21 protein-coding genes are annotated in these 21,788 nt (G+C 68.2%); 11 read left to right on the top strand and 10 right to left on the bottom strand.

Going from position 1 to position 21,788, the window contains the following annotated elements:
* Positions 1-136 precede the first annotated feature (136 nt).
* Positions 137-1,300, bottom strand: a complete 1,164-nt coding sequence (hpnH, locus tag ACS5Q7_RS09500; RefSeq protein WP_478339084.1) for an adenosyl-hopene transferase HpnH — start codon at positions 1,298-1,300, stop codon at positions 137-139.
* Positions 1,301-1,849: 549 nt separating this feature from the next.
* On the opposite strand from hpnH, the gene ACS5Q7_RS09495 reads away from it, so the two are divergent.
* Positions 1,850-4,513 carry an MMPL family transporter gene (locus tag ACS5Q7_RS09495; protein WP_478339083.1) on the top strand — a complete coding sequence of 888 codons (2,664 nt, stop codon included), beginning with the start codon at positions 1,850-1,852 and terminating at the stop codon, positions 4,511-4,513.
* 117 nt (positions 4,514-4,630) lie between these two features.
* Here ACS5Q7_RS09495 and hpnK read toward each other — a convergent pair whose 3' ends face one another.
* The 5 genes from hpnK to ACS5Q7_RS09470 all read right to left on the bottom strand — a co-directional run bounded on the left by hpnK (position 4,631) and on the right by ACS5Q7_RS09470 (position 10,091).
* The gene (gene hpnK / locus ACS5Q7_RS09490; protein WP_478339082.1) at positions 4,631-5,464 is read right to left on the bottom strand and encodes a hopanoid biosynthesis-associated protein HpnK; all 834 of its coding nucleotides are present in this window, start codon (positions 5,462-5,464) and stop codon (positions 4,631-4,633) included.
* A 121-nt stretch (positions 5,465-5,585) separates the two neighbouring features.
* On the bottom strand, positions 5,586-7,019 hold the full coding sequence (gene hpnJ, locus ACS5Q7_RS09485) for a hopanoid biosynthesis associated radical SAM protein HpnJ (RefSeq protein WP_478339081.1): 1,434 nt from the start codon (positions 7,017-7,019) through the stop codon (positions 5,586-5,588).
* Between the two features lie 46 nt (positions 7,020-7,065).
* Positions 7,066-8,271, bottom strand: coding sequence for a bacteriohopanetetrol glucosamine biosynthesis glycosyltransferase HpnI (gene hpnI / locus ACS5Q7_RS09480; protein WP_478339080.1), 1,206 nt, complete (start codon positions 8,269-8,271; stop codon positions 7,066-7,068).
* A 51-nt stretch (positions 8,272-8,322) separates the two neighbouring features.
* Positions 8,323-8,973 (bottom strand): MlaC/ttg2D family ABC transporter substrate-binding protein, encoded by a 651-nt coding sequence (locus ACS5Q7_RS09475; RefSeq protein WP_478339079.1) that lies wholly within the window; start codon positions 8,971-8,973, stop codon positions 8,323-8,325.
* Positions 8,964-10,091: a flippase-like domain-containing protein gene (locus tag ACS5Q7_RS09470; RefSeq protein WP_478339078.1), complete on the bottom strand. Its 1,128-nt coding sequence runs from the start codon at positions 10,089-10,091 to the stop codon at positions 8,964-8,966. The genes ACS5Q7_RS09475 and ACS5Q7_RS09470 overlap by 10 nt, the downstream gene beginning before the upstream one ends.
* 213 nt (positions 10,092-10,304) lie before the next feature.
* Between ACS5Q7_RS09470 and ACS5Q7_RS09465 the strand changes: the two genes are divergently transcribed.
* Positions 10,305-11,483 (top strand): amidinotransferase, encoded by a 1,179-nt coding sequence (locus ACS5Q7_RS09465; RefSeq protein ID WP_478339077.1) that lies wholly within the window; start codon positions 10,305-10,307, stop codon positions 11,481-11,483.
* Here ACS5Q7_RS09465 and ACS5Q7_RS09460 read toward each other — a convergent pair.
* The gene (locus ACS5Q7_RS09460; RefSeq protein WP_478339076.1) at positions 11,480-12,478 is read right to left on the bottom strand and encodes an alpha/beta fold hydrolase; all 999 of its coding nucleotides are present in this window, start codon (positions 12,476-12,478) and stop codon (positions 11,480-11,482) included. The genes ACS5Q7_RS09465 and ACS5Q7_RS09460 overlap by 4 nt on opposite strands.
* 74 nt (positions 12,479-12,552) lie before the next feature.
* Between ACS5Q7_RS09460 and ACS5Q7_RS09455 the strand changes: the two genes are divergently transcribed.
* Both ACS5Q7_RS09455 and kdsA read left to right on the top strand, forming a co-directional pair.
* On the top strand, positions 12,553-13,023 hold the full coding sequence (locus ACS5Q7_RS09455; RefSeq protein ID WP_478339075.1) for a hypothetical protein: 471 nt from the start codon (positions 12,553-12,555) through the stop codon (positions 13,021-13,023).
* Between the two features lie 9 nt (positions 13,024-13,032).
* Positions 13,033-13,878 (top strand): 3-deoxy-8-phosphooctulonate synthase, encoded by an 846-nt coding sequence (kdsA, locus tag ACS5Q7_RS09450; RefSeq protein WP_478339074.1) that lies wholly within the window; start codon positions 13,033-13,035, stop codon positions 13,876-13,878.
* A 206-nt stretch (positions 13,879-14,084) separates the two neighbouring features.
* On the opposite strand, the gene ACS5Q7_RS09445 is transcribed toward kdsA, so the two are convergent.
* Entirely contained in the window at positions 14,085-14,756 is a 672-nt protein-coding gene (locus ACS5Q7_RS09445; protein WP_478339073.1) for a class I SAM-dependent methyltransferase, read from the bottom strand.
* Positions 14,757-14,831: 75 nt separating this feature from the next.
* The gene (locus tag ACS5Q7_RS09440) at positions 14,832-15,089 is read right to left on the bottom strand and encodes a hypothetical protein (RefSeq protein WP_478339072.1); all 258 of its coding nucleotides are present in this window, start codon (positions 15,087-15,089) and stop codon (positions 14,832-14,834) included.
* A gap of 296 nt (positions 15,090-15,385) precedes the next feature.
* Here ACS5Q7_RS09440 and ACS5Q7_RS09435 point away from each other — a divergent pair, with 296 nt between their 5' ends.
* On the top strand, positions 15,386-15,694 hold the full coding sequence (locus ACS5Q7_RS09435) for a hypothetical protein (RefSeq protein ID WP_478339071.1): 309 nt from the start codon (positions 15,386-15,388) through the stop codon (positions 15,692-15,694).
* A gap of 63 nt (positions 15,695-15,757) precedes the next feature.
* On the opposite strand, the gene queF is transcribed toward ACS5Q7_RS09435, so the two are convergent.
* On the bottom strand, positions 15,758-16,210 hold the full coding sequence (gene queF, locus ACS5Q7_RS09430; RefSeq protein ID WP_478339070.1) for a preQ(1) synthase: 453 nt from the start codon (positions 16,208-16,210) through the stop codon (positions 15,758-15,760).
* A 202-nt stretch (positions 16,211-16,412) separates the two neighbouring features.
* Between queF and eno the strand changes: the two genes are divergently transcribed.
* From eno to ACS5Q7_RS09400, 6 genes are all read left to right on the top strand, one after another.
* Positions 16,413-17,702, top strand: coding sequence for a phosphopyruvate hydratase (eno, locus tag ACS5Q7_RS09425; protein ID WP_478339069.1), 1,290 nt, complete (start codon positions 16,413-16,415; stop codon positions 17,700-17,702).
* 104 nt (positions 17,703-17,806) lie between these two features.
* The gene (locus ACS5Q7_RS09420; RefSeq protein ID WP_478339068.1) at positions 17,807-18,118 is read left to right on the top strand and encodes an FtsB family cell division protein; all 312 of its coding nucleotides are present in this window, start codon (positions 17,807-17,809) and stop codon (positions 18,116-18,118) included.
* A 167-nt stretch (positions 18,119-18,285) separates the two neighbouring features.
* The gene (pdhA, locus tag ACS5Q7_RS09415; protein ID WP_478339067.1) at positions 18,286-19,350 is read left to right on the top strand and encodes a pyruvate dehydrogenase (acetyl-transferring) E1 component subunit alpha; all 1,065 of its coding nucleotides are present in this window, start codon (positions 18,286-18,288) and stop codon (positions 19,348-19,350) included.
* Positions 19,351-19,406: 56 nt separating this feature from the next.
* The gene (locus ACS5Q7_RS09410; protein WP_478339066.1) at positions 19,407-20,846 is read left to right on the top strand and encodes a pyruvate dehydrogenase complex E1 component subunit beta; all 1,440 of its coding nucleotides are present in this window, start codon (positions 19,407-19,409) and stop codon (positions 20,844-20,846) included.
* Between the two features lie 69 nt (positions 20,847-20,915).
* Complete coding sequence (locus ACS5Q7_RS09405; protein WP_342164985.1) at positions 20,916-21,191, top strand: DUF5076 domain-containing protein; 276 nt, start codon at positions 20,916-20,918, stop codon at positions 21,189-21,191.
* A gap of 11 nt (positions 21,192-21,202) precedes the next feature.
* On the top strand, positions 21,203-21,787 hold the full coding sequence (locus tag ACS5Q7_RS09400) for a Uma2 family endonuclease (protein ID WP_478339065.1): 585 nt from the start codon (positions 21,203-21,205) through the stop codon (positions 21,785-21,787).
* The last annotated feature ends 1 nt before the right edge of the window (position 21,788 follow it).

Genomic DNA, 21,788 nt, shown 5'->3' with positions numbered 1-21,788 from the left:
GGGGGGGGGGGGGGGGGGGGGGGGGGGGGGGGCGTCGCGGGTTACGCAGTCTTCGCCAGGGAGGACGGCTGACAGGGCAAAAGAAAACCGCCGCAGTGTCCTGCGGCGGCTGTGTCGTGAGAAACGGAAAGGAGCCTCAGGCGGCGGTGCGCTTGCGGGCTTCCTGCTTGGTATCCACGCCCGAGGCTTTGATCTCGGAGAGCTTCTGCGCGACGTTGCGCGAGAACACGAACTCGGCCGGGCGCTGGTTCTCGAGGCTGACATCGGGGGCCATGTCGCCCTCGGTCTTGATGCCGCGCAGCATCTGCACCACCGGCTTCCACGGCTTGCGGACCGAATCGACCACCGAGGAGGCCTCGTAGCCCGAATGGACCATGCAGTCGGCGCACTTCTCGTAGTTGCCGGTGCCGTAGGAATCCCAATCGGTGTCTTCCATCAGCTCCTTGAAGGTGGCCGCGTAGCCCTCGCCGAGGAGGTAGCAGGGCTTCTGCCACCCGAACACGGTGCGGGTCGGGTTGCCCCACGGGGTGCAATGGTAGGTCTGGTTGCCGGCCAGGAAGTCGAGGAACAGGCCTGACTGCTGGAAGGTCCACTTCTCGCGGCCCTTCTCCTTGCCGTGCCGGAACACGCCGCGGAACAGGTCCTTCGTCGCCTTGCGGTTCAGGAAGTGCTGCTGGTCGGGGGCGCGCTCGTAGGCGTAGCCGGGGGAGACGGTGATGCCGTCGATGCCCATCCGGGTCACGCTGTCGAAGAAGTCGGCGATCTTCTCCGGCTTCGAGTTATTGAAGAAGGTGCAGTTGATGGTGACGCGGAAGCCCATCTCCTTGGCCTTCGCGATCGCCGCCACGGCCTTGTCGTAGACGCCGCGCTGGCACACCGACTGGTCGTGCATCTCCTTGTCGCCATCGAGATGGATCGACCAGGTGAAGTACGGGCTCGGCTTGTACTCCTTGATCTTCTTCTCGAGGAGGAGCGCGTTCGTGCAGACGATGGCGAACTTCTTCTGCGCGATGATGCCTTCCACGATCTGCGGAAGATCCTTGTGGAGAAGCGGCTCACCGCCGGCGATCACCACCACGGGGGCGCCGCACTCGCGCACCGACTCCAGCGCCTCGTCCACGGGCAGGCGCTTGTTGAGGATTTCCTCGGGGTAGTCGATCTTGCCGCAACCGGCGCAGGCAAGATTGCAGCGGAACAGGGGCTCCATCATCATCACGAGCGGGTAGCGCTTGCGACCCGTCAAATGCTGTTTGAGGATGTAGCCGCCGATCTTCGCGACGTACCGGAGGGGGATACCCAAGATGCGGCTCCTTAGTTGCGTCGGCCCCGGACAAGCGGGGTGCTTAGCGTGAAAAGTTCTCGATTTCCAGCAACGTAGCTTGGAACGGCTCTCAAACTACGGTGTAGAGGACTTGTGTGAACTCATTAGTGCGAGGCTGACGCAACGGCGCCACAGGCAGACGCATGGCTGGTGCCAAACGTCGTGAACCCGGCGGCGTCACCCCGGACGGCGCACGACTTCCACGCGCACAATGCGACGGCATTACGGCCATTCATTCCGCTTGAGTAGCCACGACCCCGTGTGCGGTGCGACAGCGCACGCCTGTGGCAGGATGGTGACGCGGGGCGCCCTCGCGTTGCAATCCTGAGCCCGCCTCTTTACTGAGCCAAGCGACTGCGCCGTAAGACGGCGCCGGCGCGGGGAACCTCGTGTCGGTTGCCGGCTTGGCTCGCGCGTGGTCCCTCGACGACCACGGGTCCGACGGTCCTGCGACCGCTTCGGCCCGGCAAGCGTTTCCGGAACAGCGGGGAATCCCCTTCTCGAGCCGGACGAACTGGCAGGATACTCGTGATCGAAGGTCTCGTCGCGTCTTCCGTCCGCTACCGCTGGATCGTGATCGCCCTCATTGCGGTGATGACGCTCGCGAGCGTCGGTGTCGCCGCCCACCTGTTCCGCATCAACACCGATGTGGAACGGCTCATCGACCCGAAGGAGCCGTGGCGGCAGGACGAGATCGCCTTCGAGAAGGCGTTCCCGCAGCGTTCGAACCTCATCGTGGCCGTCATCGACGGCCAGACGCCGGAGGAGACCGAAGAGGCCGCCGCCTCGCTGACGCGCGCCCTCTCCGAGCGCAAGAACCTGATCGAGACCGTCTACCGGCCCGATGGCGGCCCGTTCTTCGACAAGAACGGCCTCCTGCTGATGCCGCAGGCCGAACTCGACAAGACCCTCGACCAACTGACCCAGCAGCAGGGCCTGCTCGGGCCGCTGGCCGCCGACCCGTCGCTGCGCGGCATCATGCGCGTGCTCACCCTCGGCGCCCGAGGGGTGAAATCGGGCGACGCGACGCTCCAAGACCTCGACAAGCCGATGGCGCAGATCGACGCCACGCTGCAGAAGGTCCTGAAGGGCGAACCGGCCCGCCTCTCCTGGCAGGCGCTGCTGTCCAACGGCGAGACCCGCGTCACCGACAAGCTGAAGTTCGTGATGATCCAGCCGGTGCTGGACTTCAACGCGCTGGAGCCCGGCTACGAGGCGACCAAGATGATCCGCGAGGTCGCGAGGGACCTCAAGATCGACGCTGCCAACGGCCTGCGGATGCGCCTGACCGGCCCCGTCGCGGTGGCCGACGAGGAATTCGCAACGCTGTCCGAGGATGCGCTGCTGAACAACAGCATCATCGTCGGCGCCATCGTGCTGTTCCTGTGGCTCGCCCTGCGCTCGGGGCCGCTGGTCATCGGCGTCATTATCACCACCTTCGCCGGGCTGATCGTGACGGCGGCCCTGGGGCTCCTGCTCGTCGGTGAGCTGAACCCGATCTCGGTGGCCTTCGCCGCCCTGTTCGTGGGGCTTGGCATCGATTTCGGTATCCAGTTCTCGGTGCGCTACCGCGCCGACCGCTATGAGCAGCCGACCCTTCAGGCCGCCATCCGCGCCGCCGCCAGGGGCGTCGGCTGGTCGCTGACGCTCGCGGCGGTCTCGCTGCTTGCCGGCTTCTTCGCCTTCCTGCCGACGGCCTTCCGGGGCGTGTCCGAACTCGGCCTGATCGCCGGCGTCGGCATGATCGTGGCCTATCTCTTCTCGCTCACCCTGCTTCCGGCGCTCATCGCCGTGTTCCGGCCGAAAGGCGAGAAGGCCGCCGTGGAGACCACGTGGCTGGTCGGCGTCGACCCGTGGATCATCCGCAACCGCAAGCCGATCCTGATCGCCGTTGGTCTGGTGACACTGGCGGGCATGCCGCTGCTGTGGTCGCTGCCGTTCGATTCGAACCCGATGCACCTGCGCAGCCCGAAGGTCGAGTCGATCGCCACCTATCTCGACCTCATCAAGAACCCCGAGACGAGCCCCAACGTCATCGACGTGCTGGCCCCGAACGTCGCGGCGATCCCCGAGGTCACCAAGAAGCTCGAGGCCCTGCCGGCCTCCGACTTCGTGACGAGCATCAACACCTTCGTCCCCCCGGACCAGGACAAGAAGCTCGCGCAAGTGGCTGATACGGCGCAGCTTCTCGACCCCGTGCTCAACCCCGCCCGCAAGCCGCCGCCGCCGACCGACGCCGACAACGTCAAGGCGCTGAAGGACGCGGCGACCGCCCTGAAGGGCGTCTCGGACGAGGCGAAGTCCGACGCGCCGGGCGCCGGCACGGCCAAGCACCTCGCGGGCACCCTCGACACCCTGGCGGACGGGCCCGTGCAGAAGCGCGAGGCGGCCTCCGTTGCGCTGACCAAGGATCTCGGCCCGTTGCTGTCGCGCCTGCGCGACCTGCTGCACCCGGAGAAGATCACCCTCGAGAACATGCCGCCGCAGTTGAAGGCGGATTGGGTCGCGGCCGACGGACGCGCCCGCGTCGAGGTGCATCCGAAGGGGAACTCGAACAACGACAAGGTCTTGCGCAACTTCGCGAATGAAGTGCTCAAGGTCGCCCCGCACGCGACCGGCGCGCCGGTCTCGACCACCCGGTCGAGCTACACCATCCTCGGCGCCTTCGTGCAGGCCGCCATCACCGCGCTGGTGCTGATCTTCGTCATCCTGTCGGTCGCCCTGCGCAAGCCGTGGGACGTGGCGATGACGCTGGGCCCGCTGGTGATCGCGACCCTGTGGACGCTGATGGCGATGCGGATCATCGGCATGCCGCTGAACTTCGCCAACATCATCGCCCTGCCCTTGATGCTCGCGGTAGGCGTGGCCTTCCACATCTACTACGTGATCGCGTGGCGAGCGGGCGTGACCGACATGCTGGCCTCCAGCCTGACGCGGGCGATCTTCTTCTCCGCGATGACCACCGGCAGCGCCTTCGGCTCGCTGGTTCTGTCGAGCCATCCGGGCACGGCGAGCATGGGCGAGTTGCTGGCCCTGTCGCTGTTCTTCACGCTGCTCGCCGCGTTCTTCGTGGTGCCGGCGACGCTCGGCGAGCCGCCGGCCCAGCCCGACCGCAACCGCCCCGAAGGCGACGCGGCCGGCAAGAGCCCGATCCTCGGCAAGCGCCGCGCGGAGCCGGTGCCGGCGAAGTAGAAAGTAGGGAGAACGCCCCCGTCATTGCGAGCGTAGCGAAGCAATCCAGAGTCGCGGCACGCTTCCCGACGTCGCGCAGCTGGATTGCTTCGCTACGCTCGCAATGACGTCTAAAGACTACAAGAAGTCCGAGAACCCGCCCCTCGCGATGCCCTGCGCCGCGGCGAGGGTGGCCGGGGCGATGAGCGCGTCGCGCTCCTGCGCGTAGAGGTAGCCTGGCGCCTCGCAGGGAAAGCCGCCCCCGGTGGCCGGGTGCGTGTAAAGCTCCGTCAGGCCATCCGGCAGATGGGCGAGAAGCCCGGCCACGCGCGGCGGCGTCATGGCGCCAGACCACGCGAGGCCGAGGGTCCGGTCGGGGATCAGCAGCCCCGCCTGACGGGCGCGCACGGCGAGCAGGGCGGCCCAGGGGGCGCTGTCGAGGGCGGCGCGGGGTTTGGCGCCCGGCTCGGCGCGGCGCAGGATCTCGCGCGGCTCGCGGGGCACCCGGATGGCGCGCATCCCATAGCGGCGGCCGATGCGCAGCACCGCGCCCGCAATCAGCGGGTGGACGTGGAAATGCTTGTGGGCGTTGACGTGGTCGAGGGGCAGGCCGGTGGCCCGGTAGGCCTCGAACTGCGCCTCGATCTCGGCGGCGAGCTGGCGCCGCGCGGCGGGACGGCGGGCGAAATCGAGCCCCAGCTTGGCCATGTCGGCCCGAAGCAGCCCGTCCGGCCCGGTGAGATCGGGAAGATCGCCGGGCGGCAGCGTCGGCCACGCCTCGACCAGCACGAGATGCAGCCCGACCCTTAGCGAGGGCAGGCGCTTGGCCCGCGCCACGGCATCGGCGGCGGCGGGGGCGGACACCATGAGGCTGGCGGCCGTGAGGATTCCCTCCAGGTGCGCCTGTTCGACGGCCTCGTTGACCTCGAGGCTCAGCCCAAAATCATCAGCCGTAACGACGAGACGCTTCACACTCACCTCGTAAAGGGTGTCGAGAGGGCGAGCCCTCTCGCGGGTCCAGGGCAGAGCCCTGGGATATGCGGGGCTCCGCCCCGCACGCCCCGCCGGGGCCTGAGGCCCCGGACCCCCGGTTTTACGCCGCCTTGGCGGTGCCCTGGCGCTCCTTGAGGAAGCGGTAGAACTCCACGCCCTCGCGCAGGCGGCGCTTCATCATGTCGGGCGAGCGCACCATCTCGCTGACGATGGAGGCGATCTTCGGAGCCCGGAAGTAGAACTTCTTGTAGAACTCCTCCACCGAGGTGAAGATCTCGGTGTGCGACAGGTGCGGGTAGTGCAGCGGCGCGACCTGCACGCCGTTCTCATCGACCAGTTCGGCGTTCTCGACGTCGAGCCAGCCGTTCTCCACGGCCTGCTTGTACAGGAAGGTACCCGGGTAGGGCGCCGCCAGGGAGACCTGGATCGTGTGCGGGTTGATCCGCTTGGCGAAGGCGATCGTCTCCTGGATCGTCTCCTTCGTCTCGCCCGGCAGGCCGAGGATGAAGGTGCCGTGGATGGCGATGCCGAGGTCGTGGCAATCCTGGGTGAACTTCTCGGCCACCTCGACGCGCATGCCCTTCTTGATGTTGTGAAGGATCTGCTGGTTGCCGGACTCGTAGCCGACGAGGAGGAGGCGCAGGCCGTTCTCCTTGAGGACCTTCAGGGTCTCACGCGGCACGTTCGCCTTGGCGTTGCACGACCACGTGACGCCGAGCTTGCCAAGCTCGCGGGCGATCTCCTCGGCGCGCGGCAGGTTGTCGGTGAAGGTGTCGTCGTCGAAGAAGAACTCCTTGGTCTGGGGGAACTCCTTCAGGCAGTACTTGATCTCCTCGATCACGTGGGCGACCGAGCGGGTGCGGTAGGTGTGCCCGCCGACCGTCTGCGGCCACAGGCAGAAGGTGCAGCGGCTCTTGCAGCCACGGCCCGAGTAGAACGAGATGTAGGGGTGCTTCAGGTACCCGATGAAGTACTTCTCCATCTCCAGGTCGCGCTTGTAGACGCTGGTGACGAAGGGCAGCTGGTCCATGTCGGTCATGATCTCGCGGTCCTCATTATGGACCACGGTGCCGTTGGCATCGCGATAGGACAGACCCTTGATCTGCGCCATCGGCACGCCGTCGGCGACTTCCTTGACCGTGAAGTCGAACTCGTTGCGGGCGCAGAAATCGACCACCGGCGCCTGGGCCATGGCGCCGGCGGCGTCCACGGCCACCTTGGCGCCGATCAGGCCGGCGATCAGCTTCGGGTTGGCGGCCTTCAGCGCCTCGATCGTCTTCACGTCCGACTTGAACGACGGGACCGAGGTGTGGAGCACCACGAGGTCGAAATCATTGGCCTGGGCCACGATCTCGGACAGCTTGATGTTGTGCGGCGGCGCGTCGATCAGCTTCGAGTTCGGCACCAGGGCGGCCGGCTGGGCCAGCCAGGTCGGGTACCAGAACGACTTGATCTCGCGCTTGGCCTGGTAACGGGAGCCCGCGCCCCCGTCGAACCCGTCGAAGGTGGGGGCCTGGAGGAAAAGCGTGCGCATGGGGTTCAAGGCCTCGATGCTGGGCAGGGGGTCGGGTTCGGGCGGATCAGGCGGTGGGAGCCCCGGCATCTCGGCCGAGGTCCGTGTCGGGGATCAGCGTACCGTCCGCAACCACGTGATAATCGTGACCTTTCCATGTCACCGACCCCGATAGGAAGGCACAGGAGAAGTTCATGAAGGAGAGCATGTCGCGAATCGGCAACAGCCAGTAGGCATGCGGGGGCAGCCGGAAGGCCCGCTCCACCTGCCGGCACAGGGCGAAGCGGCAGGCGAGGGCGCACGCCGCCACGGCCAGGGCCGCCGTGCCGGCGCCCGGCATGACGGCGCCGATCAGCGCCAGCGGGAAGGCGTGGGTCACGACCGAGCCGGCATAGCCCGCCGGATCGACGGTGCGGATCGTGCGGTTCCAGCGCAGCTCGTGCTTCCACATGCCGTGAAGCTCGGTATCGACGCAGGTATGGCCGATGGTGAGGCTCGGGATCGTCACCCGTCCGCCGAGCCCGCGCAGGGCGGCGCCGATGGCGTAATCGTCGGCAAGGTCGTTGCGGAAGCGGCGGAAGCCGCCGACCGCCTCGAGGCTCTCACGGGTGAAGGCGACGGTGGAGCCGAAACACGGCTTGGCGAGGCCGAGGCTCAGGCCCATCACCACGTTCGGCAGGAACTGCACGTCGATGGCGAGCGCCGAAAGCTGCCCCATGGCGCCGGGGAAGGCCGGCACGCCATGATAGAGGCAGGTCACGCCCGACACCCCCGGCTGGGACAGTTCGGCGACGATGCGTTCGAGGTAATCCGGCGCGACCACCATGTCGCTGTCGGCCAGGACGATCACCGGATGGGCGATCTTCTCCGCCATGTTGATGAGGTTCGACACCTTGCGGTTCGAGCCATGCTGGCGCGCGTCGATCACGAGATCGATCCGCGCCTCGGGATAAGCCTCGCGGAGCGCGCGGACCACGCCGATCGCCGGATCGCCCGCGTTCTGCACGCCGAAGACGACCTGCACGGCGCCGGCATAATCCTGGCGCAGCACGGTCTCCAGATTCTCGTAGAGGTTCGGCTCCAGCCCGCAGAGGGGCTTCAGCACCGTCACCGCCGGCCGCGCGTCACCTGGGAGGGTGGGGATGCGGCGGGCACCGTAGCGGCCCACGAAGAACGCCGCCGCCAGCCCGTAGAAACAGCCCGCCCCGGCGAGGAGCAGGCAGAGCGGCGAAAGCCAGAGCAGCGCCTGCGACGCCAGGGAGGTGAGATCCATCCGTAGGGTCCGTGAATGTCCGGCCGCCGGCTGCGGCGTTGCAGGCGGCGTCTATTGAGCTGCCTTGGCGGGGGCAGGCTTGGCGGGCGCAGGCTTGGACGCGGGCTTCGCCGCGAGCATGCCCTCGGTCCGCTCGTTGAGGAACTTGACGGCCCCGTCCGCGCCGCCGCTCGCCAGCGGCTTCGACAGCATCGTGCGCTGCGCCGCCAACTCGCTCACGTCGCCGTTCAGGAGCACATCCTGCACCCTATCGTCGGCATTGACGACGAAGTCGACCTCGGAATCGTCGCCGCCCACGGTGGTCACCTTGGTCGGCACCACGCGCTGCGCGCCGCGCATCTCGATCTTCGGCGTCACCTCGAATTGGCCGCCCGCCGCCTGGCTGAGGCGGTTCGCGTAGGTCACGGTAAGGCTGCGCTTCAGGGCCTTCGTCAGCGCATCCTGCTGCTCCGGCGTGAAGCCCGACCATTTCGAGCCCACGGCGATGCGCGCCATGGCGGGGAAGTCGAACGCCTTGTCGATGGCGGGGGTCACGGCCTCGACACGGGCGGGCAGGGGGCCCGCGCCGTCCTTCACCGCGCCGGAGAAGGCGGCGTAGAGGTCGCGCACGTTCTGGATCGCGGCCTCGTCACCCGCCAGGGCGGGGGCGGCGAGGGGCAGAGCCAGGATCGCGGCGACGGCGAAGCGGCGGATTAGGCGCACTTCTTCAGGTCCTTCTCGTCCAACCGGGCACCCATGCGCGGCGGGGCATAGCTGTAGAACGGGCCGAGCGTCGCCGCCTGCGGCGCGGGCTTGGGCCGGCGGGCGAAGCTGATCGCCCCGTCGGCTTCGGCCTCGTCCGCGTCCGCGTCCTCATCGCCCTTGGCGCGGAGGGCCGCCTCGGTCCGGTGCCAGAGCAGCAGGCTCGGCAGGCCGACGCCGAGATCGGCGAAGCGCTTGACGAGGGAGAGGGCGAGCGCCGCTTCGGCGGGGATGTTGAACAGGCCGCACAGGGCGATAAGGCCGCCTTCCTGGGCGCCGAGGGCGCCGGGCACGGCGAAGGCCGCGCCGCGCACCGCCTGAGCGAGGCTCTCGATGACGAGCGCCTGCATGAAGTCCACGGGATAGCCCATGAAGTGCAGGCACAGGTAGACTTCGAAGGTGCCGATGATCCAGCCGCCGAAATGCACCACGATGGCCGAGAGAACCCGGTTCGGCGCGCCGTAGAGGCGGCGCAGGCCGTCATAAAGCTGGTCCACGGCGCCGAGCGCCCGCCACTCGCGCCCGGAGGCGAAGCGGTTCAGGAGCGCCTGGATCACCCGGTGACCGGCCCGGCGCTGGATCAGGTAGAAGGCGCCCAGCGCCGGCACGGCCAGCGCCACGCCGCCCGACACGGTGCGGGCCACCGGCCCATCGCCCACGAGCCAGATCAGCAGGCCGAGGCCCAGGATGGTGAAGATGAGCTGCGTCACCGCCTGGGTCATCAGGTCGACGAACATGCTGGCGCCGGCCAGCGCGCCGGTCACGCCGCGCTTGGCGAGCAGGCGCGCACCGACGAAGTCGCCCCCCACCGTCGCCACCGGCAGCAGCGTGTTGATGCCCTCGCGCACGAAGCGCAGGGAGATGCAATCGCGCAGGCGAGGCATGGCCGCCTTCGGGAAGACGACGTACCAGCCGAGCCCCGCCCATGCGACCGCCACGAAACGGGCGAGCACGACGAGGAGGGCGCCCCATCCGGCGCTCGCAACGGCGGCCGACACATCCTCAAGTCCCGAGGACGCGAACAGGCCCACGACCGTGCAGAGACCGGCAATCGAGGCCAGTGTCGTGAGACGCTTCATCTTCGTCTTTCAAGCTCGCAAGTGGCTTGATGCGGGAAATCGGTCACGGTCGCGGCGGAAATAGGTCCGAGCGGCCCCGACAAGCTATTCCGCCACGTTGCAGCATGGATGAGCCCTGTCTATCACCCGTTTGCTACACCGAGGGGCAAAGCGGCGAACGGGCCTGACGTCCCGGACATGAGACCGCGAAACGTCGCAGAAGGGGCACACGTCATGGACCGCGAATCACCCATCACGGCCGCCGAGGCCGTGGACGAATCCGCGCGAGTCGAGGGCATCGCGACCTCCTCACGGGAGCCTTCCACGCCTGCGCCGCACTCGCCCGTGATGGCGTGGAACGAGTGGGATCCGCTGGAGGAGGTCATCGTCGGCTCCCTCGACGGGGCGACGATTCCGACCCACCACCTGACGGTCATTTTCAACCTGCCGCGGGCGGCCCAGCCCTTCTACCGGCTCGCTTCGGGCTGGAAGTATCCGAAGTTCATGAAGAAGCTCGCCCAGGCCGAGCTCGACAACTTCATCACCATCCTCGCGGGCGAGGGAGTCAAGGTGCGCCGGCCCGACACGGTGGATTTCTCCCGCAAATTCAAGGCGCCGCGCTGGTCCTCGCGCGGGTTCTGCGTGGCCTGCCCGCGCGACCCGTACCTCGTCATCGGCGATGAGATCATCGAGAGCCCGATGTGCTGGCGCTCCCGTTACTTCGAGGGCGACGCCTACCGCTCGCTGTTCAAGGAATACTTCCGCAACGGCGCCCGCTGGACCTCCGCCCCGCGTCCGCAACTGACCGACGACCTCTATAACTACGATTACCGGGTGCCGAACCTGAAGGCCGGCGAGCCCATGCAGTTCACGGTGAACGAGTTCGAGCCGGTGTTCGACGCCGCCGACTTCGTGCGCTGCGGGCGCGACCTGTTCGTCACCCGCTCGAACGTGACGAACCTGATGGGCATCGAGTGGCTGCGCCGCCACCTCGGCTCCGGCTTCCGCATCCACGAGATCGAGAGCCGCTGCCCGCAGCCGATGCACATCGACTCGTCCTTCATGCCGCTGGCGCCGGGCAAGGTGCTGGTGAACCCGGATTACGTGGACATCGAGCGCCTGCCGGCCGTGCTCAAGAAGTGGGACGTGCTCGTCGCCCCGCGCCCCGACCCGGTCGAGGGATTCATGAGCAAGATCTCGATGTGCTCGCCCTGGACCTCGATCAACGTGCTCGCGATCACCGAGAAGAAGATCGTCGTGGACCAGAGCCAGCCGACGCTCATCAAGGCGCTGAAGGATTGGGGCTTCGACCCGATCCCCGCGCCGTTCCTGAGCTACGGTCCGTTCGGCGGCTCGTTCCACTGCGCGACGCTCGATGTGCGCCGCCGGGGCACGCTGCAATCGTACTTCTAGTCGCCGATCCCCTGGATCAGCGCCCGGTTGAAGGCCTCCGGCTCGGTCATCTGAGGCGCGTGGCCGGACTCGGGAAACTCGACGAGGCGGGCGCCGGGGATGGCCTTGGCGGCCGCGCGGCCGAGTTCGGGGTAATGCCCGAGCGTCGGCCGCACCTCCGGCGGGGCGAGGTCCTTGCCGATGGCGGTGTTGTCCTTCTGGCCGATCATCAGCAGCGTCGGCACCGCGATCTGCGGGAAGCGATAGACCACCGGCTGCGTGACGATCATGTCGTAGAGCAGTGCCGAGTCCCAGGCGACGGCCTCCTTGCCGGGACCCGCGTAGAGCCCGGCCAGCATCTGAACCCAGGGCTCGTAGCGCTCCTCCCAGTGGCCTGAGTAGTAAGTCGCGGTCTCGTACTTGCGGATCGACTCTGCGCTCGTCTTCAGTTCGCGCTCGTACCAGCGGGCGATGGAGACGGGCGGGAGGCCCTTGGCGCTCCAATCCTCCAGGCCGACCGGATTGACCATGACCAGCCGCGCGACCTCCTTCGGGTAGAGCAGGGCGTAGTGGGCGGCGAGCATCCCGCCGGTCGAGTGCCCGACGATGACCGGGTGCTCGATACCGAGCTTCTCGAGCAGGGCGTGGGTGTTCTCGGCGAGTTGCCGGAAGGTGAACTGATAGGCGCCCGGCTTGCTCGACTTGCAGAATCCGATCTGGTCCGGCGCGACGACCCGATAGCCGGCCGCCGTCAGGGCACGGATCTGCCCCTCCCAAGTCGCGGCGCAGAAATTCTTGCCGTGCAGCAGCACCACCGTCCGCCCGTTCGGCTTGTCCGGCTTCACGTCGAGATAGGCCATCTGCAGGGGCTGGCGCTGCGAGGTGAAGGCGAAGCGCTCGACCGGGAAGGGGTAATCGAACCCTTCGAGTTCCGGCCCATAAGCGGTTTCGGCCCGGCAGGGCAGGGCGGCGAGGCTCAGCACGAGGAGAGCCGGGGCGAGGGCGAAACGGGGCATGAGCACTCCGGATGGGACCGGCCCCAGACATCGCCCTATAATCGCGGGAGGAAAGCCCCCTCCGGACAGACCCGATGCTCCGTTTTCTCATGATCGCCGGCGTCTTCGCCGCCACGCCGGCTGCGGCGGCCGATGCCTGCGATGTCCTGACGGCCAAGGTCATCCGCGTGACCGGCGCCTCGCTCGCGGGACGAACCGGCGACTACGCGGTGTTCCGGGCACAGGATGCCGAACGGATGAGCCTCGATTGCCGGGCCCCGGCGCGGATCACCCTCGCCTCCCTCGATCGCGAGCCGGACAAGGCGTATTTTGCCTTGGTCGGCCTCGCCGCGCGGGCGCTGACCGGCGCCGACGCGGAGCGCGCCGAGGTGCTGGCGCTCAACCTCCACCAGGATAGCCTGCTCGCCGACGCCCCCCGCCGGGGCGCCACCGGCCGGGCGCTGATGCTGTGCGAGACCGGCCCCCGCCAGGATGCGCTCGCCGGGGACCTCACCGTCTGCCGGATCGCTCCCGCGGCTCTTTCCCGGCGGCGCCATGCCGGCTAGACCCGCGCCATGTCGAACATTCAGCCCGGCACCGTCGTCCGCGCCCGCGACGCCGCCTTCGCCAATCACCTGCCCCTGTCGCTGATCGCGGGGCCCTGCCAGCTCGAAGGCCGCCAGCACGGCCTGGAGATCGCCGCCGCCCTCAAGGAGCTGGCGGCGCGGCTCGGAATCGGTCTCGTGTTCAAGGCCTCGTTCGACAAGGCGAACCGCACCTCCGGCGGCGCCGCGCGCGGGATGGGGCTGGACGGCGCCCTGCCGGTCTTCGCCGAGATCCGCGAGACTCTGGGGCTCCCGGTCCTCACCGACGTGCACGATGCCGCCCAATGCGCCCCCGTGGCCGAGGCGGTGGACATCCTGCAGATCCCCGCCTTCCTCTGCCGCCAGACCGACCTTCTCCTCGCGGCCGCCGCCACGGGGCGGGTGGTGAACGTGAAGAAGGGCCAGTTCCTCGCCCCCTGGGACATGAAGCACGTCGCCGCCAAGATCACCCAGGCCGGCAACCCGAACGTCATCGTCACCGAGCGCGGCGCCTCCTTCGGCTACAACACCCTCGTCTCGGACATGCGCAGCCTGCCGATCATGGCCGAGGTCACCGGCGGCGCGCCCGTGGTGTTCGACGCGACCCATTCCGTGCAGCAGCCGGGTGGCCAGGGCGGCAGTTCCGGCGGGCAGCGGGAATTCGTGGCCGTGCTCGCCCGCGCGGCGGTGGCGGTCGGCGTGGCGGGCGTCTTCATCGAGACCCACCCCGACCCGGACCGCGCGCCCTCGGACGGGCCCAACATGGTCGCCCTGAAGGACATGCCGGCCCTGCTCGAACAGCTCGTCGCCTTCGACCGGCTCGCGAAGGGCCTCTGAGCTAGCGCAGCGACCGATCATGGTGAGGCGGCCCCAACCCGCTCACCTCATCCTGAGGTGCCCGCGTCAGCGGGCCTCGAAGGAGGGCTCCAGCCTGCCGCGCGATCCCTGGAGCCCTCCTTCGAGGCCGCCGCTTCGCGACGGCACCTCAGGATGAGGAGACGATCCGGAGAAGGCTGGCTGAACCAACTCGTTCGGGTGCGGCTCTAGGCCCTCGGCGTCAGGACGTGGATCCGCAGGGGCTGGACCAGGGCGAAGCGCCCGTCCGCCACCTGCTCGGCCGCTCCGCCGAAGGCAGCTTCGGCTTCCGTGCGGCGCTCACGGATCGACTCGGCGCGAGCGGGATCGACCGACACGACGCGGACGAAGAACGCCGCGATATCTGAGAAGGTCTCCCGCCGATCCAGGGTGACGTCGCGCTCGCAGGCGAATCGCCCCTCCGCGACAGCGCCCGCGATGGCCGCCTGCGCCGCCGCGCGGATCTCGGTCTCGTCCTCGATGGGCTTCAGTGCATCGAAGAACGTGCCCGAGGCCAGCGGCTCTATCACCACGAGCCGGCCTTCCCGGCGCAGCACCCGCGCGGCCTCGCCCAGGGCCTTCACCGGGTCGGGGACGTGGTGCAGGGAGTTCATCATCACCGCCCCGTCGAATTGACCGTCCGGGAAGGGCAGGGCCTCGGCGGATGCCGCCTCGAACCGCGCGGCGGGGACGAGGCTCCGCGCCTTGGCGAGGGCTTCGGGGCCAGGGTCGATGCCTGTCACGACGGCGCCGTCCTCGGTCAGCGCGCGGGTGAGGGTGCCCGTCCCGCACCCGATATCGAGCATCGCTTTCCCCGCAAGCGGCGCGAAGGTTTCACGGATGAGCGTAAGGGCGTCCATCGAACCAGGGCTCCGGCGCGCCGCGTTTCGGCGTCTCCCCTGTATGCGCCGGTTCCCTCGCTGGTGCATCCCGGTTCAGGGCGTCGCGCACTTTCGCGTCGGCGGGGCGACGGCGCAGTTCAGAACGCATTGCTGCCGTTCGGAGCAGAACCACGACAGCGTTCCGCTCTTCAGGCACTCCCCGCCACAATGGCGATACGGCCCGCCGTAGAGCGGCCGGACATAGACCGCATCGGTGAGGACATGCGCGGTGGGGGACGGGCCGTTCAGGGCCTGAGCCGGGGCGGACAATCCGGCGAAGAACAGGAGCAGACAGGTCAGGACGGATCGCATGGCCGGGATCGTGGCACGACGGGCCTCGATCAAATGGCCGTGTGGAGGGATCCGTCGATTAAATTGCGTTTCAGCAATGGCCGGCGCCACCAACTCGCCGGCAAGTTCCCGAGGGAAACGGCAGAGCTTCCAGTGGCCACGGCGCAGGCAACTGGCCACGATTTCGAAAGCCATCGCCTGATGAACAGGCGTTCACGAACCTGGATCATCAAGAATCGCGATGTGAATCCTTTGGAACCCAGGCGGTAGCCCCACGTTATTGGAACATGATCGATCAGTGATCGAGAAAGGATATCATGCGCAAGTTCGCTCTTCTGACCGCCGCCGCCACGATGGCCCTGGGTAGCGTTGCTGCCACGACTGGCGCCGAAGCCCGTCCCTACGGCTTCCACGGTGGTGGCTACGGTCATCACGGCTACTACGGCGGCCGTCGCGGCATCGGGACCGGCGCCGCTGTCGGCCTCGGCATCGCTGGCCTCGCGGCCGGTGCGATCGCCGCCGGTGCGGCCCGTGACGCCTACGGCTATGGCCGTCCGGCCTATGGCTACGGCTATGGCGCCCCGGGTTACGGCTATGGTGCGCCGGCCTACGGCTACGGCTACTAAGTCCTAGCAGTTGAGTTTAAGGGGCGGTCGGCGCGAGCCGGCCGCCCTTTTTCGTGCGTGACGTCAACGCCCGCGATAGGGCGCGACGCCAGTCTCGGGGAGCCAGATATTGGCCGGGGGCGTCCCCGTCTGCCAGAACACGTCGATGGGGATGCCGCCGCGCGGATACCAATAGCCGCCGATCCGCAGGTAGCGCGGCGCGAGCAGCTCCACGAGGCGCTTGCCGATGGTGACGGTGCAATCCTCGTGGAAGGCGCCGTGGTTGCGGAACGACCCGAGGTAGAGCTTCAGCGACTTCGACTCGACGAGCCATTCGCCCGGCACGTAGTCGATCACGAGGATCGCGAAATCGGGCTGGCCGGTGACAGGACAGATCGAGGTGAATTCCGGCGCCGTGAAGCGGGCGACGTAATCCGTGTCCGCATGGGGATTCGGCACCCGGTCGAGCCGGGCTTCCTCGGGGTTCTGGGGGAGGGGGGTCGCCTGCCCCAGCTGAAGGTGCGATGTGCTGGTCATGCCGCTCCTATAGCGCGGCCCGCGCGCGTCCGCACGAGCGGAGGCCGGCGTAGGAACGCCTTGAGCGGCATTCGCAAAGATTTCGCCGGGATGCCGGCCGGCGCCGGGTTGCCGGGGGGCCGAGCATGGCGGATAAGCCGCCCGCGATGCACGGCCGAGCGGCCGGCGCGACGAACGGCCCGCGGCCCTCGGGGAGACAACCATGACCGCGATCACCAATATCAGCGCCCGTGAAATCCTCGACAGCCGCGGCAATCCGACCGTCGAGGTCGATGTGCTGCTGGAGGACGGCTCCTTCGGCCGCGCGGCGGTTCCCTCCGGCGCCTCGACCGGCGCCCACGAGGCGGTCGAGCTGCGCGACGGCGACAAGTCCCGCTTCCTCGGCAAGGGCGTCCTGAAGGCGGTCGAGGCCGCGCAGACCGAGATCCTCGACGCCATCGGCGGCATGGATGCGGAGGATCAGGTCGCCGTCGACGAGGCAATGATCGAACTCGACGGCACCCCGAACAAGGCCCGGCTCGGCGCCAACGCTATCCTCGGCGTGTCGCTCGCCGTGGCGAAGGCGGCGGCGGAGGCCTCCGGCCTGCCGCTCTACCGCTATGTCGGCGGCGTCCAGGGCCGCGTCCTGCCGGTGCCGATGATGAACATCATCAACGGCGGCGCCCATGCGGACAACCCGATCGACTTCCAGGAATTCATGATCATGCCGGTCGGCGCCGACTCGATCGCCGAGGCGGTGAGGATGGGCTCCGAGGTGTTTCACACCCTCAAGAGCGCCCTGAAGAAGGCCGGTCACAACACCAATGTCGGCGACGAGGGCGGCTTCGCCCCGAACCTCCCCTCCGCCGAGGCGGCCCTCGATTTCGTCATGCAGGCGATCCAGTCGGCCGGCTTCAAGCCGGGCTCCGAGATCGCCCTGGCGCTCGATTGCGCGGCCACCGAGTTCTTCAAGAACGGCGCCTACCATTACGAGGGCGAGGGCAAGACCCGGGACATCGCCGCCCAGGTCGATTACCTCGCCGAGCTCGTCGGCAAGTACCCGATCGTCTCCATCGAGGACGGCATGTCCGAGGACGATTGGGAGGGCTGGAAGCTGCTCACCGACAAGGTCGGCTCCCGCTGCCAGCTGGTGGGTGACGATCTGTTCGTGACCAATGTCGAGCGCCTGTCGCGCGGCATCGCCGAGGGCACCGCCAACTCGATCCTCATCAAGGTGAACCAGATCGGCTCGCTCACCGAGACCCTGGCCGCCGTCGATATGGCCCAGCGCGCCGGTTACACGGCGGTGATGTCCCACCGCTCGGGCGAGACCGAGGATTCGACCATCGCCGACCTCGCGGTCGCGACGAATTGCGGGCAGATCAAGACCGGCTCGCTCGCCCGCTCGGACAGACTGGCGAAGTACAACCAGCTGATCCGCATCGAGGAGGGCCTCGGCCCGCAGGCGCTCTATGCCGGGCACGGCGCGATCAAGCAGATCGCGCGGGCCTGAGGCGTAAATCCCCTCTCCCCGCATCCGGGGAGAGGGGCGATATCCACGTCGCGTCAGCCCGCTCTCTAAACCCTCCGTTAACCCTCCATAGTCAAGGTCGCGGCATGGTTGTCCGCCGCCGCGTCAGAATGATCGTGCTGCCGCTGGGTCTCTGGACCCTGTCGGCCCTGGTGTGCGGCTATTTCATCGTCCAGGCCGAGAGCGGCAATCGCGGCCTCGAAGCCAAGCGGACGCTGAAGATCAAGGCATTCGGCCTCAATCAGGAATTGGCGGCCGTGAAGGCTGAGCGCGCCGTGTGGGAACACCGAGTCGCGCTGCTGAAGAGCGACCAGATCGACCGCGATCTCCTCGAAGAGCGCGCCAGGATCGTGCTGGGCCGCGTCCACGCCAACGACGTGGTCATCATCGATCCTTGAGAGTTCTTGCCGCACGTGCGGCTGTAGCCGGCAATCCGCTACAGACCTGTGGATTTGCTGCGCCGCGTTCTGACATCGGCGCTTGCCTGTCAGAGGGGCGGGCCTCGCTTTCGGTCTGTTCCTAGCCTACACCCGCCTCACGACAGCGAGAGTGCGGGAGAGACGACATGGAAGCTGGCAAGACGGCCGAGACCGAGCCCGCTGCCGGCTCGTCGTCGGCCTCGGCGGCCGAGGCCCATAAGCCGGCTCCGAACATGCCGCAGTTCACGCGCGAACAAGACCTCCACGCCTACCACGAGATGCTGCTGATCCGCCGCTTCGAGGAGAAGGCGGGCCAGCTCTACGGCATGGGTCTGATCGGCGGTTTCTGCCACCTCTATATCGGCCAGGAGGCCGTGGTGGTCGGGATGCAGATGGCGTCCGAGGACGGCGATCAGGTCATCACCGGCTACCGCGACCACGGCCACATGCTGGCCACGGGCATGGACCCGAAGGGCGTGATGGCCGAGCTGACCGGCCGGCGCGGCGGCTACAGCCGCGGCAAGGGCGGCTCGATGCACATGTTCAGCCGCGAGAAGCAGTTCTTCGGCGGCCACGGCATCGTCGGCGCGCAGGTCTCGCTGGGCACCGGCCTCGGCTTCGCGGACCATTACCGCGGCAACGGCAAGGTGAGCCTCACCTACATGGGTGACGGCGCCGCCAACCAGGGCCAGGTCTACGAGAGCTTCAACATGGCGGCGCTCTGGAAGCTGCCGGTCGTCTACGTGATCGAGAACAACCGCTACGCGATGGGCACCTCGGTCGCCCGCGCCTCGGCGCAGACCGACTTCTCGAAGCGCGGCCTGTCCTTCGGCATCCCCGGCGAGTCCGTGGACGGCATGGATGTCCGCACGGTGCACGAGGCCGCCAGCCGCGCCATCGAGCACGCCCGCTCGGGCCAGGGTCCCTTCATCCTCGAGATGCAGACCTACCGCTATCGCGGCCACTCCATGTCCGACCCGGCTAAGTACCGGACGAAGGACGAGGTCTCGAAGATGCGGGACGAGCACGACCCGATCGAGATGGTGCGCAAGCGCCTGCTCGAACTGCACGGCGTGCCGGAGGCCGACATCAAGGCGACGGATGCCAAGGTCCGCGAGACCGTGAACGCGTCGGCCGAGTTCGCCACCAACGATCCCGAGCCGGATCCGTCCGAGCTGTGGACCGACATCCTGCTCGAAGTCGGCGCCTGACCGCGCCGCCGAACCCCTAGGCCGCCCCCGTACGAGAGCGACGCGAAGAACTCACCATGGCGACCGATATCCTCATGCCCGCCCTGTCTCCGACCATGGAGGAGGGCAAGCTCTCGAAATGGCTCAAGAAGGTCGGCGATCCGATCAAGTCCGGCGACGTGCTGGCCGAGATCGAGACCGACAAGGCGACCATGGAGGTCGAGGCGGTGGACGAGGGCGTCCTCGCCAAGATCCTCGTGGACGAGGGCACCGAGGGCGTCGCCGTCAACACCCCCATCGCGATCATCGCGGACGAGGGCGAGGACGTCGAAAGCGCAGCCTCGTCGGGCGGCAAGCCGAAGGCCGAGGCACCGAAGGCGAACGGCCACGACACCACCGTCGAGGCCGGCGGCGACAAGCCCGCCACGACCGCCAAGACCGCCGACGACGCCCCCCGCGCTCCGGCCGCTCCGGCGAAGATCTCCGCCAAGGCGAACGACCCGGTGATGGAGGAATTCCCGGCCGGCACCGAGATGGTCACGATGACCGTCCGCGAGGCCCTGCGGGATGCCATGGCCGAGGAGATGCGCCGCGACGGCGACGTCTTCGTGATGGGCGAGGAGGTCGCCGAGTACCAGGGCGCCTACAAGGTCACGCAGGGCCTGCTGCAGGAATTCGGCGCCAAGCGCGTGGTCGATACCCCGATCACCGAGCACGGCTTCGCCGGCATCGGCGTCGGCGCGGCGCTGGCCGGGCTGAAGCCCATCGTCGAGTTCATGACCTTCAACTTCGCCATGCAGGCGATCGACCAGATCATTAACTCGGCGGCCAAGACCCTTTACATGTCCGGCGGCCAGCTCGGCTGCCCTATCGTGTTCCGCGGCCCCAACGGCGCGGCGGCCCGCGTCGCCGCCCAGCACAGCCACGACTATGCCGCGTGGTACTCCAACGTGCCAGGCCTCAAGGTCATCGCGCCCTACACGGCCGCCGATGCCAAGGGCCTGCTGAAGGCCGCGATCCGCGATCCGAACCCGGTGATCTTCCTCGAGAACGAGATCCTCTACGGGCAGACCTTCCCGGTGCCGAAGCTCGACGACTTCGTGCTGCCGATCGGCAAGGCGCGGGTCCACCGCCAGGGCACGGACGTCACCATCGTGTCCTTCGCCATCGGCATGACCTACGCCCTGAAGGCGGCGCAGGCGCTGGCCGAGCAGGGCATCGAGGCGGAGGTCATCGACCTGCGCACGATCCGCCCGATGGACACCGAGACGGTGCTCGAATCGGTGAAGAAGACCGGCCGCTGCATCACCGTCGAGGAAGGCTTCCCGCAATCCGGCGTCGGCGCCGAGATCTCGGCGCGGCTCATGGTCGATGCCTTCGACTACCTCGACGCCCCCGTCCTGCGGGTGACCGGCAAGGACGTGCCGATGCCCTACGCCGCCAACCTCGAAAAGCTCGCCCTGCCGAACGTGGCCGAGGTGATCGAGGCGGCCAAGGCCGTCTGCTACAAGTCGTAGGGTCCATTAAGCCCACCCTGGCCTATCCTCCCGTCGCTCCGGCGGGGCAACGCAACCCGGTCCCGTTCGATGAGCGCGAACTTCGCCGAACTCGCCGCACCGCCCGACGCCCTGGAACAGGGCGGCGTCGAGGTCCTGCGCGCGGCGGTGGTGGACGGCGCCGTGAGCGTCGCCCTGCGGCGTTCCTTCGACGACCCGGCGACCTGGGGCCGGCTGCTGGTCGATCTCGCCCGGCAGGCGGCGCACGCCTACGCGGTCGATACCGACATGTCGGAGGATGAGGCGTTCGAGCGGATCCGCGCCGCGATCGAGGCGGAATGCCTCGCTCCGGGCGAGTTCAACTGACGGGGGCCCGCATGGCCCAGGCGGCTCCGCGCCTCGCCACCTATGCCGATCTCGCAGCGGTGCCGCCGCATCTCGTCGCCGAGATCGTGGACGGAACGCTGGAGACGCATCCGCGTCCGAGGCCGAGGCACGCGTCACTGTCCGTGAGTCTCGGCGCCGAGTTGCAGATGCCCTTCGGCCGTGGCCGTGGCGGGCCGGGCGGCTGGGTCTTCATGGCCGAGCCGGAACTGCATCTCGGTCCGCATGTCGTCGTCCCGGACCTCGCCGGGTGGCGCCGGGAGCGGATGCCCACCGAACCGGAGGGCGCCTTCATCGCGACCCCGCCGGACTGGGCCTGCGAGATCCTCTCGCCCTCGACGTTCCGGCTCGACCGTGGGCCGAAGCGCCGGATCTATGCCGAGGCCGGCATCGGCCATCTCTGGCTGCTCGACCCCGACCAGCGCACCCTCGAAGGGTTCGCGTTGACCGGCGGCCGGTGGCTCCTGCTCGGAACGGTGGTCGGCGGCGAGCCCGTCTCGCTGGCGCCCTTCGACGCCGTGTCATTCCCCTTCGACGATCTCTTCCCCTTCGCCGATCCGGCCACGCCCGAGACCTGAC

The organism is Methylobacterium sp. Gmos3 (assembly GCF_056430985.1).
The sequence above is the reverse complement of the archived record's forward strand: the minus strand, read 5'-3'. Positions and strand labels throughout refer to the sequence as shown.

Excerpts from the sequence above, each read along its gene's own strand:
- ACS5Q7_RS09470 (WP_478339078.1), bottom strand. The coding sequence starts at position 10,091 with ATGAAGCGTCTCACGACACTGGCCTCGATTGCCGGTCTCTGCACGGTC.
- ACS5Q7_RS09400 (WP_478339065.1), top strand. The coding sequence starts at position 21,203 with ATGGCCCAGGCGGCTCCGCGCCTCGCCACCTATGCCGATCTCGCAGCG.
- eno (WP_478339069.1), top strand. The coding sequence starts at position 16,413 with ATGACCGCGATCACCAATATCAGCGCCCGTGAAATCCTCGACAGCCGC.
- hpnJ (WP_478339081.1), bottom strand. The coding sequence starts at position 7,019 with ATGCGCACGCTTTTCCTCCAGGCCCCCACCTTCGACGGGTTCGACGGG.
- ACS5Q7_RS09445 (WP_478339073.1), bottom strand. The coding sequence starts at position 14,756 with ATGGACGCCCTTACGCTCATCCGTGAAACCTTCGCGCCGCTTGCGGGG.
- pdhA (WP_478339067.1), top strand. The coding sequence starts at position 18,286 with ATGGAAGCTGGCAAGACGGCCGAGACCGAGCCCGCTGCCGGCTCGTCG.
- ACS5Q7_RS09440 (WP_478339072.1), bottom strand. The coding sequence starts at position 15,089 with ATGCGATCCGTCCTGACCTGTCTGCTCCTGTTCTTCGCCGGATTGTCC.
- hpnI (WP_478339080.1), bottom strand. The coding sequence starts at position 8,271 with ATGGATCTCACCTCCCTGGCGTCGCAGGCGCTGCTCTGGCTTTCGCCG.
- ACS5Q7_RS09410 (WP_478339066.1), top strand. The coding sequence starts at position 19,407 with ATGGCGACCGATATCCTCATGCCCGCCCTGTCTCCGACCATGGAGGAG.
- queF (WP_478339070.1), bottom strand. The coding sequence starts at position 16,210 with ATGACCAGCACATCGCACCTTCAGCTGGGGCAGGCGACCCCCCTCCCC.
- ACS5Q7_RS09455 (WP_478339075.1), top strand. The coding sequence starts at position 12,553 with ATGCTCCGTTTTCTCATGATCGCCGGCGTCTTCGCCGCCACGCCGGCT.
- ACS5Q7_RS09405 (WP_342164985.1), top strand. The coding sequence starts at position 20,916 with ATGAGCGCGAACTTCGCCGAACTCGCCGCACCGCCCGACGCCCTGGAA.
- ACS5Q7_RS09465 (WP_478339077.1), top strand. The coding sequence starts at position 10,305 with ATGGACCGCGAATCACCCATCACGGCCGCCGAGGCCGTGGACGAATCC.
- kdsA (WP_478339074.1), top strand. The coding sequence starts at position 13,033 with ATGTCGAACATTCAGCCCGGCACCGTCGTCCGCGCCCGCGACGCCGCC.
- ACS5Q7_RS09420 (WP_478339068.1), top strand. The coding sequence starts at position 17,807 with ATGGTTGTCCGCCGCCGCGTCAGAATGATCGTGCTGCCGCTGGGTCTC.
- ACS5Q7_RS09435 (WP_478339071.1), top strand. The coding sequence starts at position 15,386 with ATGCGCAAGTTCGCTCTTCTGACCGCCGCCGCCACGATGGCCCTGGGT.
- ACS5Q7_RS09460 (WP_478339076.1), bottom strand. The coding sequence starts at position 12,478 with ATGCCCCGTTTCGCCCTCGCCCCGGCTCTCCTCGTGCTGAGCCTCGCC.